General features: G+C 71.2%; 13 protein-coding genes and 1 tRNA gene. 3 read left to right on the top strand and 11 right to left on the bottom strand.

Annotated elements, in window-relative coordinates; translation table 11 throughout:
- Positions 1-11 precede the first annotated feature (11 nt).
- The 3 genes from C6376_RS03240 to C6376_RS03250 all read right to left on the bottom strand — a co-directional run bounded on the left by C6376_RS03240 (position 12) and on the right by C6376_RS03250 (position 5167).
- The gene (locus tag C6376_RS03240; protein ID WP_173985569.1) at positions 12-1868 is read right to left on the bottom strand and encodes a tetratricopeptide repeat protein; all 1857 of its coding nucleotides are present in this window, start codon (positions 1866-1868) and stop codon (positions 12-14) included.
- Positions 1869-2074: 206 nt separating this feature from the next.
- Positions 2075-2148 (bottom strand) — tRNA-Met (locus C6376_RS03245).
- 40 nt (positions 2149-2188) lie between these two features.
- A complete protein-coding gene (locus C6376_RS03250) occupies positions 2189-5167 on the bottom strand; it encodes a UPF0182 family protein (RefSeq protein WP_107448751.1) in 2979 nt (992 codons plus the stop codon).
- 164 nt (positions 5168-5331) lie between these two features.
- Between C6376_RS03250 and C6376_RS03255 the strand changes: the two genes are divergently transcribed.
- Positions 5332-5874, top strand: coding sequence for a PPA1309 family protein (locus C6376_RS03255; RefSeq protein ID WP_057584738.1), 543 nt, complete (start codon positions 5332-5334; stop codon positions 5872-5874).
- A gap of 87 nt (positions 5875-5961) precedes the next feature.
- On the opposite strand, the gene C6376_RS03260 is transcribed toward C6376_RS03255, so the two are convergent.
- The 4 genes from C6376_RS03260 to C6376_RS03270 all read right to left on the bottom strand — a co-directional run bounded on the left by C6376_RS03260 (position 5962) and on the right by C6376_RS03270 (position 9278).
- Complete coding sequence (locus C6376_RS03260) at positions 5962-7053, bottom strand: PDZ domain-containing protein (protein WP_107441999.1); 1092 nt, start codon at positions 7051-7053, stop codon at positions 5962-5964.
- A 54-nt stretch (positions 7054-7107) separates the two neighbouring features.
- The gene (locus C6376_RS43670) at positions 7108-7299 is read right to left on the bottom strand and encodes a hypothetical protein (protein WP_159083141.1); all 192 of its coding nucleotides are present in this window, start codon (positions 7297-7299) and stop codon (positions 7108-7110) included.
- A gap of 89 nt (positions 7300-7388) precedes the next feature.
- Positions 7389-7850: a molybdenum cofactor biosynthesis protein MoaE gene (locus C6376_RS03265; protein ID WP_107442000.1), complete on the bottom strand. Its 462-nt coding sequence runs from the start codon at positions 7848-7850 to the stop codon at positions 7389-7391.
- Positions 7851-8168: 318 nt separating this feature from the next.
- A complete protein-coding gene (locus tag C6376_RS03270) occupies positions 8169-9278 on the bottom strand; it encodes an SDR family oxidoreductase (RefSeq protein WP_107442001.1) in 1110 nt (369 codons plus the stop codon).
- Between the two features lie 192 nt (positions 9279-9470).
- On the opposite strand from C6376_RS03270, the gene C6376_RS03275 reads away from it, so the two are divergent.
- Positions 9471-10940, top strand: a complete 1470-nt coding sequence (locus tag C6376_RS03275) for a zinc-dependent metalloprotease (protein ID WP_107442002.1) — start codon at positions 9471-9473, stop codon at positions 10938-10940.
- A complete protein-coding gene (locus C6376_RS03280) occupies positions 10937-11452 on the top strand; it encodes an NUDIX hydrolase (protein ID WP_107442003.1) in 516 nt (171 codons plus the stop codon). The genes C6376_RS03275 and C6376_RS03280 overlap by 4 nt, the downstream gene beginning before the upstream one ends.
- A 74-nt stretch (positions 11453-11526) precedes the next feature.
- On the opposite strand, the gene C6376_RS03285 is transcribed toward C6376_RS03280, so the two are convergent.
- The 4 genes from C6376_RS03285 to C6376_RS03300 all read right to left on the bottom strand — a co-directional run bounded on the left by C6376_RS03285 (position 11527) and on the right by C6376_RS03300 (position 15389).
- Positions 11527-12282, bottom strand: a complete 756-nt coding sequence (locus C6376_RS03285; protein ID WP_107442004.1) for an AIM24 family protein — start codon at positions 12280-12282, stop codon at positions 11527-11529.
- A gap of 18 nt (positions 12283-12300) precedes the next feature.
- A complete protein-coding gene (locus C6376_RS03290; protein WP_107442005.1) occupies positions 12301-12981 on the bottom strand; it encodes an AIM24 family protein in 681 nt (226 codons plus the stop codon).
- Positions 12982-12992: 11 nt separating this feature from the next.
- Positions 12993-14648 (bottom strand): TerD family protein, encoded by a 1656-nt coding sequence (locus C6376_RS03295; protein ID WP_107442006.1) that lies wholly within the window; start codon positions 14646-14648, stop codon positions 12993-12995.
- A 144-nt stretch (positions 14649-14792) separates the two neighbouring features.
- Positions 14793-15389, bottom strand: a complete 597-nt coding sequence (locus tag C6376_RS03300) for a M48 family metallopeptidase (RefSeq protein WP_107442007.1) — start codon at positions 15387-15389, stop codon at positions 14793-14795.
- Positions 15390-15426 lie beyond the last annotated feature (37 nt).

Below are 15426 nucleotides of genomic sequence, written 5' to 3' on the forward strand. Positions count from 1 at the left end.
GCGGCGGCGCGTCACGCCGACAGCTCTTCCCGCAGGGCGTCGCGCAGCCGGGCCGCCCGCTCGGCCACCTCCGCCGGGCCGAGGGACACCGCCCGGTCGGCCCACCGCTTGCCCTCCGCCAGTTCGCCGCGACGCGCGTAGACCAGGGCGAGCCGCAACGCCGCCCGCCCGTGCCCGGCGTCGGCCGCACGCGTCCACCACACGGCCGCCTCGGGCTCGCTGCCCTCCCGCGCGAGCAGCAGCCCCAGGTTGAAGGCACCGTTGCGCGAACCGGCCTCCGCGGCCGTCCGGTACCAGCGCGCGGCCTCGACGACGTCGCCGCGCGCGGCGGCCAGCATCCCGACCCGCACCTGCGCACGCCGGTGCCCCTGGGTCGCGGCCCGCTCGTACCACTCCTCGCACTCGGTCTTCTCGTGCACGATCTCCCCGAGCTCGTGCGCGGGCTGCGGCGGCCGGCGGGCGTCGAGCACGGCCGCCAGCCGGTACGCGGCCTCCGCGTTCCCGCCGCCGGCCGCGCACCGCAGATGACGTTCGGCCTCCTGCTCGTCCCCGTCGCGCAGGCGCGCGATGCCGACCTGCAGCGCAGCCTCGGTGTGCCCGGCGGCCGCCGCCCGCTCGTACCAGCGCAAAGCGACCGCCTCCTCGCCGCGCCCGGCGAACAGGATCCCCAGGTTGAACGCGGCGTCGACGCTGCCCGCCTCCGCCGCCTTGGAGAACCACGGCTCGGCCCCGGCCGTGTCGCCGACCTGGAGCAGCAGGACGGCTAGCGCGTTGGCCGCCTCCCGGTGCCCGGCATAGGCGGCGCGCCGGTACCACTGCTCGGCCTGCGTGGTGCGGCCCTGCTCGGCGCAGAGCAGGGCGAGGTTGTACGCGCCGTTGTCGTCCCCGGCGTCCATCGCCGCCCGGTACCAGCGTTCGGCGGTCTGGGTCTGCCCGCGCTCCGCGTGCAGCGCGCCCAGCGCGTTCGCCGCGTTGCCGTCGCCGTCCTGGGCGGCCCGCAGCCACCACACGGCGGCGTTCTCCGGGTCGCCGGCGTCGCGCAGCAGGAACCCGAGCGCGCAGGCGGCCCGCGCCTCGCCGTCCTTGGCCGACGTGAGGTACCAGCGCCCGGCCTCCTTCAGATCGCCCCGGCCCTCCAGGATCGTCCCGAGGTGCAGCGCGGCGCGGCGGTGTCCGCGCGCGGCGGCCTGCCGGTACCACTGCTCGGCCTCGGTCCGCCCGGCGACACCGCTGTCGTGGGCGCGCTCCGTCGAAGTGCCGTCCTGGAGCGGGTTGCGGTGCTGGTCGAGGGCGCGGGCCAGCCGGTACGCGGCTTCCCGGTGGCCTCGCTCCGCGGCGACCCGCATCCACTGCTGCGCCCCGGCGTCCCCGCGGTGCTCCAGCAGGTCGGCGAGGGCGTACGCGCCCAGCGTGTGCCCCTGCTCGGCGGCCTGGCGCAGCCAGTACTCGGCGGCCGGCTCGTCCCCGCACTCGCGGCGGTGGCGGCCCAGCGCGTGGGCGGCCGCGGCGGAGCCGGCCACCGCGGCGACCCGCCACCAGCCCGCGGCCTCGTCGGGGTAGCCGCGCTGGTGGAGCAGGACGCCCAGGTTGTTCGCGGCGGCGCGGTCGCCCTCCGCGGTGGCGGCACGCAGGTGGGGCTCGGCGCCGTCCAGGTCGCCGCGGCGCAGCAGCATGGCCCCGAGGACGCTCGTGGCCTCGGCGTCGCCGGCTTCCGCCGCGAGCCGAAGGCGCATCTCCTCGACGGCCTCCCCCGTCTCGACGGCGTCGGCCGTCTCGTCCCGGCTCTCGACCGGGGTCGCTTCCTCTTCGGAAGGCTGCACAAACCGCCCTGTCTCGAACAGAGTTGCCTTGTCCCCCATAACGTCCATCGTCGCACCACCCGCAACCCGGGTACACCTGGTATACCGCGGCCCGTAAGGTCACTTCAGCGTTTTGTCGACATGCCCACAGAGAGACAAGTCAAACACAGATAGCCCAACTCCCCACAGCGGCGCGTCCATCGCTTGCCCGGCACATGCGTTCGCACATCACGAAGGCCCGGATCCGTTTTCCGGATCCGGGCCTTCGTCTTCAGTAGCGGGGACAGGATTTGAACCTGCGACCTCTGGGTTATGAGCCCAGCGAGCTACCGAGCTGCTCCACCCCGCGTCGTGTTCCACAACCGTACCACGACGCGGGGCGAGCATGATCAGCCGCTACTCGGGCTCGGTGTGGGAACGGGTTTGCCGGCGGAACCGCCGCTCGCGCCACCGCTCGGACTCGGCGAACCGGTGGGACTCGGGCTGCTGCTCGGCTTGGCGCCCTTGTCGACCGCCGCCTGCGCCGCCTCGGCCCGCTTGAGCGCGTCCTCGAGGTCCTTCTGCGCCTTGGCGTACGCGGCCCAGTCAGGCTTCTTCAGAGCCTCCTGGCCGGCGTCGAAGGCCTTCTGGGCGTCGGCCAGCGCCTCCCGGACGGTCGGGTTGGCCGACGTCGGCGGCGGGGTGGTGGTGCCGCCTCCCTCGTCCGCGGGCGGCGGGGTCGTGCCCTCCGCGCCGAAGACCTTGTTGAGGGCCTCGTCCAGGGTGTCCTCGAAGGCGGTGTTGCCGCCGTAGGTCACCAACACCTTCTTCAGCAACGGGTACTTGAGCCCGCCACCGCGCACGTACACGGGTTCCACATAGAGCAGTCCACCGTCGAGCGGCACGGTCAGCAGGTTGCCGTACTCGATGTCGGAGTCGCCGCCCTTCAGAAGTCTGATGGACTCGGCGATGTCCTGTTCGGAGTTGAACTGGCTCTGCACCTGTTTCGGCCCGTCGACGGTCGTACTCGTCGGCAGTTTCAGGATTCTGATCTTGCCGTAGTCGGGAGTGCCCGCTTCGGAGTCGACGGCCATGAACGCGCTGAGGTTGTCACGGCCGTTGGGTGTGAGCGTCGTCGTCAGCGAGAACGCCTGTGCCTTCTGGTCGGGCATCTTCATGCTCAGGTAGTACGGCGGCACCGCGTCGCCCGACTTGTTGGACGGGTCGTCCGGCACCTGCCACACCTCGCTGCCGCTGAGGAACGTCGTGGCGTCCTTCACGTGGTAGCGGGTGAGCAGCTCGCGCTGGACCTTGAACAGGTCCTGCGGGTACCGCAGATGGGCCATCAGCGACTTGGAGATCGCCGACTTGGCCTTCACGGTGCCGGGGAAAGCCTTCATCCAGGTCTTCAGGACCGGGTCCTCGGTGTCCCACTGGAAGAGCTTCACCTCGCCGGTGTACGCGTCGACCGTGGCCTTCACCGAGTTGCGGATGTAGTTGACCTGGTTCTGCTGGGCCACCACCGCGCGGTTGTCGTTGGTCGCGGTCAGCGAGTCGGCCGTCGTGTCGCCGAGGGTCGTACGGGAGGCGTACGGGTAGCCGTTCGTCGTCGTGTAGGCGTCGACGATCCACTGGATGCGGCCGTCGACCACGGCCGGATAGGCGTCGCCGTCGATGGTCAGCCAGGGGGCGACCGCCTCCACGCGCTCCTTGGGCGTGCGGTTGTACAGGATCCGCGAACCCTCGCCGATCGCGCCGGAGTAGAGGATCTGCGGCTCACCGAACGCCACCGCGTAGGCGGCGCGGTTGACCGGGTTGGAGAGGTTGACCCCGCTCTTGCCCCGATAGCTGGTGGTCTTCTCCCCCGCGTCGTCGGAGTAGTCGATCTCCTTCTGGGGACCGCCGACGATCGAGTAGGTGGTCGTCTTCTCGCCGTAGTAGACGCGCTGCTCGTACGTACCGAGCTCGCCCTCGGACGGCAGGTTGGACTCGGTGAACAGGGGACGGCCCTCGGAGTCGGACGTGGTCCCGTTCGCCGCGACCACCCCGTAACCGTGGGTGTAGCGGAAGTGGTTGTTGATCCAGTTCTGCTTGTCCACGCCCGCGAGGTTCAGCTCGCGCAGACCGATCACCGTGTCCTGGTCGGCGCCCTTCACGTTGTAGCGGTCCACGTCCAGGTTGGTCGGGAACGCGTAGTACTTACGCATCTGCTGGAGCTGCTGGAACGTCGGCGAGACGATGTTCGGGTCCAGGACGCGGATGCTGGCCGTCGCGTCGACGTCGTCGCGCAGCGTCGTCTTGTCCTTGGTGGTGCTCGTGCCCGAGTACTCGGTGACCTGTGTGCCGTCGATGCCGTACGCCTCACGGGTCGCCTTGAGGTTCTTCGCGACGTACGGGGCTTCCTTGGCCTGCTCGTTGGGCTGGACCTGGAACTTCTGGACGATCGCCGGGTACAGCCCGCCGATGAGGATCGCCGAGAGCACCATCAGGCCGAAGCCGATCACGGGCAGCTGCCAGGTGCGCCGCCACAGCGTGGCGAAGAACAGCAGGGCGCAGATGACGGCGATGCAGAACAGGATCGTCTTGGCCGGCAGGTAGGCGTTGGCGTCGACGTACCGCAGGCCCGTCCAGTTGTCCGTGGCCTTGAAGTCGCTGGACTTCACGGCCAGGCCGTAGCGGTCGAGCCAGTAGGCGACCGCCTTCAGCGCGACGAAGACGCCCAGCAGCACCGACAGGTGCCCGGTGGCCGCGGCGGTGGCCCGCGCGCCGGGGCTGGTGACGCGCAGCCCGCCGTACAGGTAGTGGGTGAGCACGGCGGCGATCAGGGAGAGGATCGTGGCGGCGAAGCCGAAGCCGAGCAGGAACCGGTACCAGGGCAGGTCGAAGGCGAAGAACGACACGTCGAGGTGGAACTGCGGGTCCTTCTGTCCGAAGGACACGCCGTTGACCCACATCAGCCACGTGCGCCACTGCCCCGCCGCCGAGGCGCCGGCGATCAGGCCGACGAGGGCGGTGATGCCGAGCAGCAGCCATGTCTTGTACGGCGCGATGCCCATGCGGTAGCGGTCGAGGCTCTGTTGCTCCACCGACATCGCGCTCAGCGGCGGCCGCAGCCGGTGGGCCAGCCAGATGTTGAAGCCGACCGCGAGGGCCATCAGCATGCCGAAGACGAAGAACAGCCCGATCTTGGTCCAGAGCATGGTCGTGAACACGGACGAGTAGTTCACCGAGCGGTACCAGAGCCAGTCCGTCCAGAACCCGGCGAACATCGTGAACACCATGCCGAGTACGGCCAGGATGCCCAGCGTCGTCAGCAATGTCCGGACGCGCCGGGACGGGCGGCCCACTCTGATCCGCGGCCCCGTGGGGCCTCCGCCGCGGTCCGGCATCTGGAAAGCCAAGGTGCGCCCCTCGAATGTCGCAGTTGATCCGTCAGGCCCGCGTGTTCGTGGACCGTTCGTGGCCCCCCGTGATCGCGGGCCCACACCTATGCAACTTACTCACCGTTTACTCGGTTCCCGATTCCGCCCAGGAACGAGAGAGGATTGTGACCATGTCCAACACTCCCATGGCGGCGAGCCCGCTCACCCGGGCCGTACTCGAGATCGACGAGTACGCCTCCGGCCTCGGCTGGGACCAGCCCGCCCGCCTTTTCGCCCTCGTAGACACCGCTCGGCTGCGAGCCCAGGAACCGTCGCTCGCGACCCAGCTCGGCCTTCAGGACGAGCCCGAGACCACCGGTCTCACCCCGATCGAGCAGGACGAAGTGCCAACGGACAAGCCGCTCGACGAGTTCCTCGCCACGATCGCCTGGCCTGACGCGGTGGTGGGCTGCGCCCTCACCGTCGAGCGTCTGATGCTTCCGCCGTCCGCGGAGTCCCAGGTTCCGCAGGGCCTCAGCGACGCGAAGCTCGCCAAGTGGGTGGCCGAGCACCCCGACCGCCACGAGGTCCGGATGACGGTAGGCGTACTGCGCGACGGCACCCGCGACTCGGCCCTCCGGCTGCGCGAGAAGGACGCCCCGACGGAGGTCCTCACGGGCGCTGGCCTCGTCCCGGGCCTCGCGGAGGCGCTGTCGGCGACGTTCGCGGAGTAGCGGCGGCTCGCGGGCCCCGGCGGGGTGGCCGGCGGCAGCCCTCTGTCGCCCTCCGGGGCCCCGGGCCTGCCGTTCGGTCGGTCGCCGCTACTTCGTGCACTTCGGCAGGGCGGCGGTGTCGCCGCTGCGGATGTCCTCGAGGGCGGCGAGGGCGTCGTCGATGGTGTCGACCTTGACGAGCCTGAGCCCCGAGGGGGTGTCCTTGGCGGCGGCCTTGCAGTTGTCGGCGGGCGTCAGGAAGAACCGGGCGCCCTGGCCGCGCGCGCCGACGGTCTTCATCTCGATGCCGCCGATCGGGCCGACCTTGCCGTCGTCGTCGATGGTCCCGGTGCCGGCGACGAATTTGCCGCCGGTGAGACTGCCCGGGGTGAGCTTGTCGTAGATGCCGAGCGCGAACATCAGGCCGGCGCTGGGGCCGCCGACGTCGGCGAGCTTGATGTCGACGGTGAACGGGAAGGTGTGGTCGGTCCCGGCCGAGATCCCGACGATGGCGCGCTTCTCGCCGCTGTCGTCGGAGGCCGCGGTGGTGATCGAGACCTTCTGGGTGGTCGTCGCCGTCCTGTGCGCCTTCTCGGCGGCCGCCTGCTCCTTCGCCGGAACGATCGTGAAGACGACGTTCTCGCCGGCCTTGTGCTTGGTCACCAGCTTCGCGACGTCACCAGGCTCCTTGACCGCGCTGCCGTCCACGGCCTTGATCACGTCGCCGGCGTGCAGCCTGCCCTCCGCCGGGGACCCCTTCACCACGGTCGAGACGATCACCCAGGACGTCACGGGGACCTTGAGCTCCTTCAGGGCGGCGACCTTGGCGCTCTCCTGGGACTGGCTGAACTCCTCGGCGTTCTCCTGGGTGGACTGCTCCTCGGTCTTGCCGTCCGGGTACAGCGTGTCGTGCGGGACGACCTTGTTGTCGTGCGCGAGCCATCCGTAGACGGCCTCGGCGAGGTTCATCCGGTAGTCGGCGCTGGTCACCCGCACGGTGGTCATGTTGAGGTGGCCGCTGGTCGCGTAGGTCTTGCGCCCGGAGATCTGCAGCACCGGCTCGCCGTCGTGGTCGCCGAGCGTGTTCACCGTGGGCCCCGGGGACATCTCCGAGTACGGCACGGGGATGAGCACTCCCGCGCACAGAAGCGCGATGAGGATCAAGGTGGAGGCGAGCATCGTCGCGGTGCGGCGTGGCATGACATGACAGTACGGGACGCCCCTGTCAGCGCACGGTCAGGGCTGCCACCCGGGTCACGCGCGGGAGTGCGGCTTCTCCATGGCGGCGCGAAAGCGGGTGTATCCGTCCAGCTCAGGGCCGTCACGGCGGGCCCTGCGGGTCCTGTTGGCCCAACTCCCCCACAGCCCCGCGCCGATCGCGGCGACAAGCGGAATCAGCAACCAGGCGAGCGCCGCCATGCCGACCTCCCAACCCCAGTGAGCCACCACAACTGACTGATCAGCAGATTAACCATCCGCAGTGACAACGCTCACGGCAGGGGTCCGGTTACGCAACCGGACGGGTGGCCGGTGGATCAGCAGGCCCCCACCCACTCCTCGGTGCCGTCGGAGAACTTCTGGTGCTTCCAGATGGGCACCTCGTGCTTGAGGTCGTCGATCAGCTTCCGGCACGCCTCGAAGGCCTCCCCGCGGTGCGGGCAGGACACGGCGACGACGACCGCCAGGTCGCCCACGGCCAGCTCCCCCACCCGGTGGACGGCCGCCAGCGCCCGCACCGGGTACTCGGCCGCCACCTTCTCGGCGATCCGCCGCATCTCTGCCTCGGCGCTCGGGTGGCAGGAGTATCCGAGCGCGTCGACGTCGGCGCCCTCGTCGTGGTTGCGCACGGTGCCCACGAAGAGCGCCGTCCCGCCGGCCGCGTCGTCCCCGACCGCCTTGAAGACCTCTTCCAGGGAGAGCGGAGTGTCGCGCACGGCGATCAGCTTGATGGGATCCTGCGCCGCCCGCTCGCCGGGATGCTCGTCGATGGCTGCCATACCCCTATCGTGCCGCACCGCGGGGGACAGGCGAAACAGCATGATCACCCGCGTACGCGCGCGTGGTGCTTTTGGAGACCGCTCCAAAAGCACCGGCCCGACCGGAGTCCGAGGTGACGACTGCCACCCCGGCGGCGAGTGCAACCGGGACAGCAGGTGCCGACGGGGTGGCGGGTGCCGTCCGGGATGGGGGCAACCGGGGCGGCCGGTGCGATCCGGTGACCGGAGCCAACCGGCGTGACCGGTGCCAACCGGCGTGGCGGGTGCGATCCGCGGTGGCCGAAGCCAACGGGGGTGGCGCGGGCGCGGAGCCGCCGCTCAGCGCCGCCGGGCCTTCCGGGCCCGCCGCACCACGGCCGCGGCGCCCAGCAGGGCGACCGTCGCGCCGGCCGCCCCGGCAGCCGTCGCGTCCTTGCGCCCGAGCCGCCGTCCGACGACGGTGTGCCGGCCGGCCACCTCCTCCAGCAGCTCCGCCAGGACCTCCTCGTTGGTCCAGCCCGGCCGCCACCCCGCGTCGTGCAGTCGGCTTCCGCTCACCACCCAGGGGTACATCGTGTACGCCAGGTCGCCCGCCGGGGACGGCGTCAGGCCGATCCGGTGCAGCCTCGCGGCGGCGCCCAGGGCGACCGCCGACGGCAGCTCCATGCGCCGGATCCCGCTGAGCTCCTCGACCTCCTCCTGCTCCAGCCACCCGTCGCACCCGACGGCGAGTTCTCCGTCGACCTTCTCCAGGACGGCGTACTCCAGGGCGCTCACCAGGTCCTCGACGTGGCAGAACTGCCAGGCCGGCCGCGACCCGGCGACGACCAGCAGACGCGGCGACTCGAAGTACCGGGTCAGCGCCGTGTCCGTGCCGCCGACCAGGATCGCGGGCCGCACCACGGTGACGTTCAGACCGGGATGCGCCCGGGGCGCGCGGCGCGCGAGCCGTTCGATCTCCAGGAGGTCCCCGACGCCGGTCGCCTCCGCCGTCGCCCGCAGCTCCGCGTCCTCCGAGAGCGGCAGCTCGTTGTCCTCCAGCGCTCCGTAGACCATCGCGGAGGTGCACAGCACGACGCGGCGCACCCCGGCCGCCGCTGCGGCCGTCAGCACCGTCTGCGTACCGCGTACGTTGTAGGCCGTCCGGGCGGCGGCGTCACTCCCCAGGTCGAGGTCGAGTGCGAGGTGGACCACGACGTCGGCGCCGCGCAGCTTGTCGGCGATCGCGGGGTCACGGACGTCGAGGATGTGCCACTGCGCCGCGTCGCACCCGCCTCGTCGCTCGTCGATGGCGACGACCTGCTTGACCTCCTCCGACGCGGCGAGCCGCTCCGTGAGCAGCGCGCCCACCCCGGTGGCCGCGCCGGTCACGGCGACGACGGGCCCTCGGGCACCGGCCCGGGCCGAAGGGTTTCGCGCTGCGCGAACCTGCGGATCTGGGGAACTCACCAGGTGTCTCCAGCGGTTGTCTTGGCATACGGGCGCGAGGGACGCGTACGTACCAGGTGGCATCCATCCTGCCGCAGGGCAGGAGTCGGCGAAGCACCGAGGCCCGATCGAGCCGGGGTGTCTACGCTGGGTGGTGTTGCAGGGCAGTCGCCGCCGGCCGAAAACCGGTGGCCTTACCAGCCGAGGAACCCCGTGAGTGACACCCCATTCGGATTCGGCCTTCCGCCGGAGGAGCCGGAGGACGGCGACGAGGGCAAGAAGGACCCGCAGAGCGGCGGTGGTCAGGGACCGGCCAACCCGTTCGGATTCGGCGGCCTGCCCGGCGCCGGCGGCTTCGGCGCGCCCGGCGCGGACAACCCGCTCGCCGCGATGTTCGGTTCACTGAACCCCAACGACCTGGGGGCAGCGTTCCAGCAGCTCGGTCAGATGCTCTCCTACGAGGGCGGCCCGGTGAACTGGGACATGGCCCAGCAGATCGCCCGCCAGACGGTCGCCCAGGGCACCTCCGACGGCGTCAAGGACTCCAGTGTCGGTCCGTCCGATCGCACCGCCGTCCAGGAGGCCGTCCGCCTCGCCGACCTCTGGCTCGACGACGCCACGTCGCTGCCGTCCGGCGCGGCGTCCGCCGTGGCATGGTCCCGCGCGGAGTGGGTCGAGGCGACGCTGCCCGCGTGGAAGGAACTCGTCGACCCGGTCGCCGAGCGGGTCGGCGCGGCCATGGGCGATGTCCTGCCGGAGGAGATGCAGGCCATGGCCGGCCCGCTGATCGGCATGATGCGCTCCATGGGCGGCGCGATGTTCGGCTCGCAGATCGGCCAGGCCGTGGGCGTGCTCGCGGGCGAGGTCGTCGGCTCGACCGACATCGGTCTGCCGCTCGGTCCGGCCGGGCGCGCCGCGCTGCTGCCGGTGAACATCGACGCCTTCGGCAAGGACCTGGGCGTCGGGAAGGACGAGGTGCGGCTCTACCTCGCGCTGCGCGAGGCCGCCCACCAGCGGCTCTTCGCCCATGTGCCGTGGCTGCGCTCGCATCTGTTCGGCGCGGTCGAGGGGTACGCGCGCGGGATCAAGGTCGACACCGCCAAGCTGGAGGACGTGGTCGGGCAGTTCGACCCGCAGAATCCCGAGCAGTTGCAGGACGCGCTGCAGCAGGGCATGTTCCAGCCCGAGGACACCCCTGCGCAGAAGGCCGCCCTGGCCCGCCTGGAGACGGCGCTGGCGCTCGTCGAGGGCTGGGTGGACGCGGTGGTGCACGCGGCCGCGAAGCCGCGCCTGTCGTCCGCCGACGCGCTGCGTGAGACGCTGCGCCGCCGTCGCGCCACGGGCGGTCCGGCCGAGCAGACGTTCGCGACGCTGATCGGTCTGGAGCTGCGCCCTCGCCGTCTGCGTGACGCCTCCCGCCTGTGGGCCTCGCTGACGGACGCGCGCGGGGTCGACGGCCGGGACGCCCTGTGGGCCCACCCGGACATGCTGCCCACGGCCTCCGACCTGGACGACCCGGACGGCTTCGTGCACCGCGAGCAGATGGACTTCTCGGAGCTGGACAAGATGCTCGGCGAGGCGGCGAGCGGCGGCGGCCTCGGCGACGGGCCGAACCTGAAGAAGGACGCCGACACGGACGGCACGGCCGACGGGAACGACTCCGGGGGCGACGACACCAAGTGAGCCTGTACGACGACGCGGTCCTCGTCCTGAAGGAGTACGAGGGCCAGGAAGAGCTGCGCCAGTCCTATCTGGACCATCTCGCGGCGCACCCGGACGGCATGTGGAAGGCCTGCGGGGACGGCCACGTCACCGCGAGCGCGCTGGTGATCGACCCGGAGCGCGGCCGGGTGCTGCTGACCCTGCACAAGAAGATGCGGATGTGGCTCCAGATGGGAGGCCACTGCGAGCCGGCCGACGAGAGCCTGCGGGCCGCCGCGCTGCGCGAGGCGACCGAGGAGTCCGGCATCGAGGGGCTGGCCCTGCTCCCCGGCGGCCCCGTGCGCCTGGACCGGCATCCCACGCCGTGCGCGTGGCATTTCGACGTCCAGTACGCGGCGCTCGCCCCGGCCGGGGCCGTGGAAACCATCAGCGACGAGTCCCTCGACCTGCGCTGGTTCGCCTACGACGAGGTGGAGAGCGTGGCGGACACGTCGGTCGTGCGCCTGCTGGAGGCGGCCCGCGCGCGGCTGTGAGCCGGAACGGGTAAGGGGCGAACCACCAGGTGGTCGCCCCTTACGTCTGTCGTCCACGGCCGTCGTCCGGGCGGTCAGCTCCAGACGTTGCCCTGGTTCTGTCCCCGCGCTCCTTGCTGCCCCATGCCGTACTGCGCGGCGAGACCGGACCCGACCTGGGCGTTCTGCGGCGGCAGCAGCTCGCTGGGCTGAACCAGCGCGTAGCCGGAGCCCATGAAGCTGAGCTCCCAGCCCTCACCGGTGTTGCCGCGCCGGCGCCAGACCCCGGAGGAGTGCGTCTGCGCCTGCATCTGCACCCGCAGTCCGGTGGACCAGGCCACGATGGCGTCGGCGTCGCAGTTGACGTACTTGTCGGGGGTGACCTGCATCATCAGCGGCGCGCCCGAGGTCATCAGGGCGACCTTGCCACGGCCGGTGATGTTGAGCTGGTACTTCCCCGAGCCGGAGATGCCGTAGAGGCTGTCGACGGCGATGACGTCGTGGTGCAGCGAGGAGTCCATGGCCAGCACGTAGCTGCTGTCCACGGTCAGCCCGTCCTGCTCCACGTCCATCAGGTGGATGTGCTGGGCCAGGTTGGCGAGGTACACCGTGCCCTGGCCGTGACAGCGCATCAGGTTCAGGCCCTCGCCCGTGTGCGCACGCGCGCGCCCCTGCTGGTTGCTCTGGTACTCGGCGTCGAACTCCATCAGGCCCTGGTAGGCGACCATCGTCCCCTTGCGGGCGAGGATGTCGTCGTGGCCCTCCAGGGTGACCCGGAGCATCTGCTTGTTCTGCAGACTCCAGCGGTCCTGGGTCTGCGAGTCGTTGTGCGCGAAAAGTGAGCTCTGCATGGTGTTTCCGGCTCCCCCTCAGCCCCGTACCCGGAGGCGGTCGGTGCTGTCCTCGCTGGGCTGGACGACGACGATGCCCTGGCCGGAGAAGGCCATCTGGTAGGCCTCGCCGCTGCCCCGGCCGATGAGCGACTGCGCCTTGAAGCTGCGCTTGCCCTTCACCTTGAGGTTCGGGGACCAGGCGACGAGCGCGTCGGGGTCGACGTAGGTCTCGTCCTCGCCGCCGCCGCAGTCGACGACGATCGGCTTGCCCCGGGAGGTCAGCGCGACCCAGCCCTGCCCGGAGATCTTGGTGTTCCACAGCCCCTGACCGGCGAACTTCGCGAGCCCCTTGACGCGCTCGACGCCCCAGGTGAGGTGCGCGTCGAAGGCGAGCAGGTTGGTGGCGTTGACGGAGATGCCGTCGCCGTTGAGATTGATGACGACGACGTTCGCGCCGTAGTCGGCGAGATAGAGCAGACCGTCTCCGGTGCACTTCATCAGGGGCGCGCCCTCGCCGGTCATCCAGTCGCGGGCGATCTGGCGCACGGCCGGCGGGTTGGGCTCGTACTGGACGAAGCCCTCGTAGGCGACCATCGAGCCCACGCGCGCGAAGAGGTCGTTCCCGGTCTGCATGACGACCTTCAGCATGTGGTTGCCGTGGTTCTCCATGCGGGCGATGACGGGTGCGGGCGCGTAGCCCGCGAGCGGCTGGTTCATGACGGGCTCCCTCAGACCTCGTACGGCTGGACGACGATGAAGTTGCCGGGAGCGCCCCGGAACTGGAGGTTGACGCTCTCTCCGGTGTCGCCGGGGTAGGCGTTGCGACGCATCCGTACCTGGCTGGAGACGACCACCTGGGAGGCCGCCGACCAGGCGACGACGGCGTTGCAGTCGGCGAACGTGGTGGGCGTGACCGGCAGGACCACGGGGGTGCCGTGCGTCTTCACGACGATCGTCCCGGTGCCCTGGAACTGCATGGTGAACAGCGCGCCGCCGGGAATGCCGTGCCCCTCGATGCGACGGACCTCGTACTGGAGGCTCTCGTCGAAGGCGAGGACGTTCTCGGCGGAGACGCAGATCGCGTCGCCCTGGAGCTCGATGGGATGCACATGGGTGGAGTTCTCGGCGAGGAACACCTGCCCCTGGCCCGTGCAGCGCATCAGCTGCATCTCCTGACCGGTGGCGTTGCCGACGATCCGGCCTGCGAACCCGGCGCCCTTGTAGCTGAAGTCGACCTTGCCCTGGTAGAGGACCATGCTGCCCTGGCGGGCGAGGACGGGCTGGCCGCCGATGCCGAGGTCGACCCGGATCATCTTCCTGTTCTGCTGGGTCCAGCGCTGCCCCGTGGGCGTCTCCTTGAACTGCTGGAGCGCGGACGCCACACCGGCGCCGCCCTGGGGCGCGCCCTGCGGCACGCCGTAGGCCTGCTGGCCAGGGACCTGCCCGAAGGGGGGCTGCTGACCGTAGCCGGGCGGCGGGGTCGGCTGTCCGTAGCCGGGCGGGGCCTGGGGGGCCTGCGGGGGCTGCTGCCCGTAGCCGGGGGGCATGGGCGCGGTCGGCGCGGGGCCCTGGCCGTACGGCTGCTGCTGGGGCGGCTGACCATAGGGAGCCGGGGCGGGGGCGGGCGGCGGGACCTGGCCGCCGGGCGGGACCAACGGCGCGACGATGGTCGGCGCGGCGTGGACCGGGGGTGCGGGAGCCGGGGCCGGCGGCGGGGTCGCGCCGGGCGGGGGCGCGAAGCCCTGCGCGGCGGGCTGCGGCTGCTGAGGAGCGGGGGGCGCGCCGAAGGCGGGCGGGGCGAAGCTCGGTGCGGCGGAGCCGGCCTGCGGCGGCTGCGGCGCGGCGGGCGCCTCCTCCTCGGCGACCTCGCCGCCGAAGTTCTTCAGCAGCGCGTCGAGGCCGCCGTCGAAGCCCTGGCCGACGGCCGCGAACCGCCACACGTCCTTGAGGTAGAAGTCACCCAGCATCACGGCCCGCTCGCTGGTGAACTCGGAGCCGTTGAACGCGTAGCGGGCCACCTCCTCGCCGCCCGCGACGATACGCAGGTAGCCGGGGTTGATCTGCGACATCTGCCCGGCGCCGTCCAGCGTCGCCGTGAAGGACAGCTTGCGGATCTGCGGCGGGATCCGGTCGAGGGTGATGCGGAAGGACTCCGTGTCGCCCGCCTGGGCGCCCAGGAGCTGGATGGATTCCTCGGGGGACTTGGGCTGGTTGAAGAAGACGAAGTACCGGTCGTCCGAGAGACGCTCGTCGGCGTCGAGACCGAAGCAGCTGATGTCGAAGGTCAGGCCGGGGGCGGTGATCTGCACGCCTACGTACAGATCGGTACCCGCTGTGAGGTCACTGATCCTGGCCTTGTGGCCGCGTTGGAATTCCCTGGGCATGCGTAACGACCGTCCCCCATCCCGATTGCGAGTGCGTCGCGTCAGGCTAACGGCAAAGTCCGACAACGCACGATGTCGGTACAGACCCGGTACACAAGCGACGGCATCGGACGCCCGCGAGGTTCACCCCACGCGCGCCGCAGGTCACTCCCCGTTCGTGTCCGGCGGGTGGGGGAGGCGTTCGGCCGCGACGACGCCCTCGAGGTAGCCGCGGGCGCGCTCGGTGCGCGGGTAGGCCTCCAGCAGTCGCCAGAAGTCGGGGCCGTGGCCCGGCACCAGCAGATGCGCGAGTTCGTGGGCGAGCACGTAGTCGATGACGTACTCGGGCATGCCCTTCAGGCGGTGCGACAGCCGGATGCTGCCCTCGGCCGGTGTGCACGAGCCCCAGCGGGTGTTCTGGTTGGTCACCCAGCGCACCGAGGCGGGCCGGGCCCGGCCGTCGAAGCACTGGGCCGACAGGCGCTCGGCGCGTTCGGCGAGCTCGGCGTCGCCGGGCACGCGCCGGCTCTCCTGCGCGGCGAGCTTGTCGAGCATGACGGTCACCCAGCGTTGCTCCTCGGCCTCGGACATCCGGGCGGGGATGAGCACGATGGTGCGATCGCCCTCGCGGTACGCGGAGACCGTCCGACGTCGCCGGGCGCTTCTGCGGACCTCGATCGCGCTCGCCGCCGAGCCGCTCGGCGGCTGGCTCGTCGTACTGCGCTGTGGTGGTCCGGCGCGGTGCAGTGGGTCGGCGGGCACGCCCCGACGTTACCCGTTGCACATGGCGGAAGTCCCG

The sequence above is a fragment of the Streptomyces sp. P3 genome (assembly GCF_003032475.1).
Taxonomy (GTDB): Bacteria; Actinomycetota; Actinomycetes; order Streptomycetales; family Streptomycetaceae; genus Streptomyces.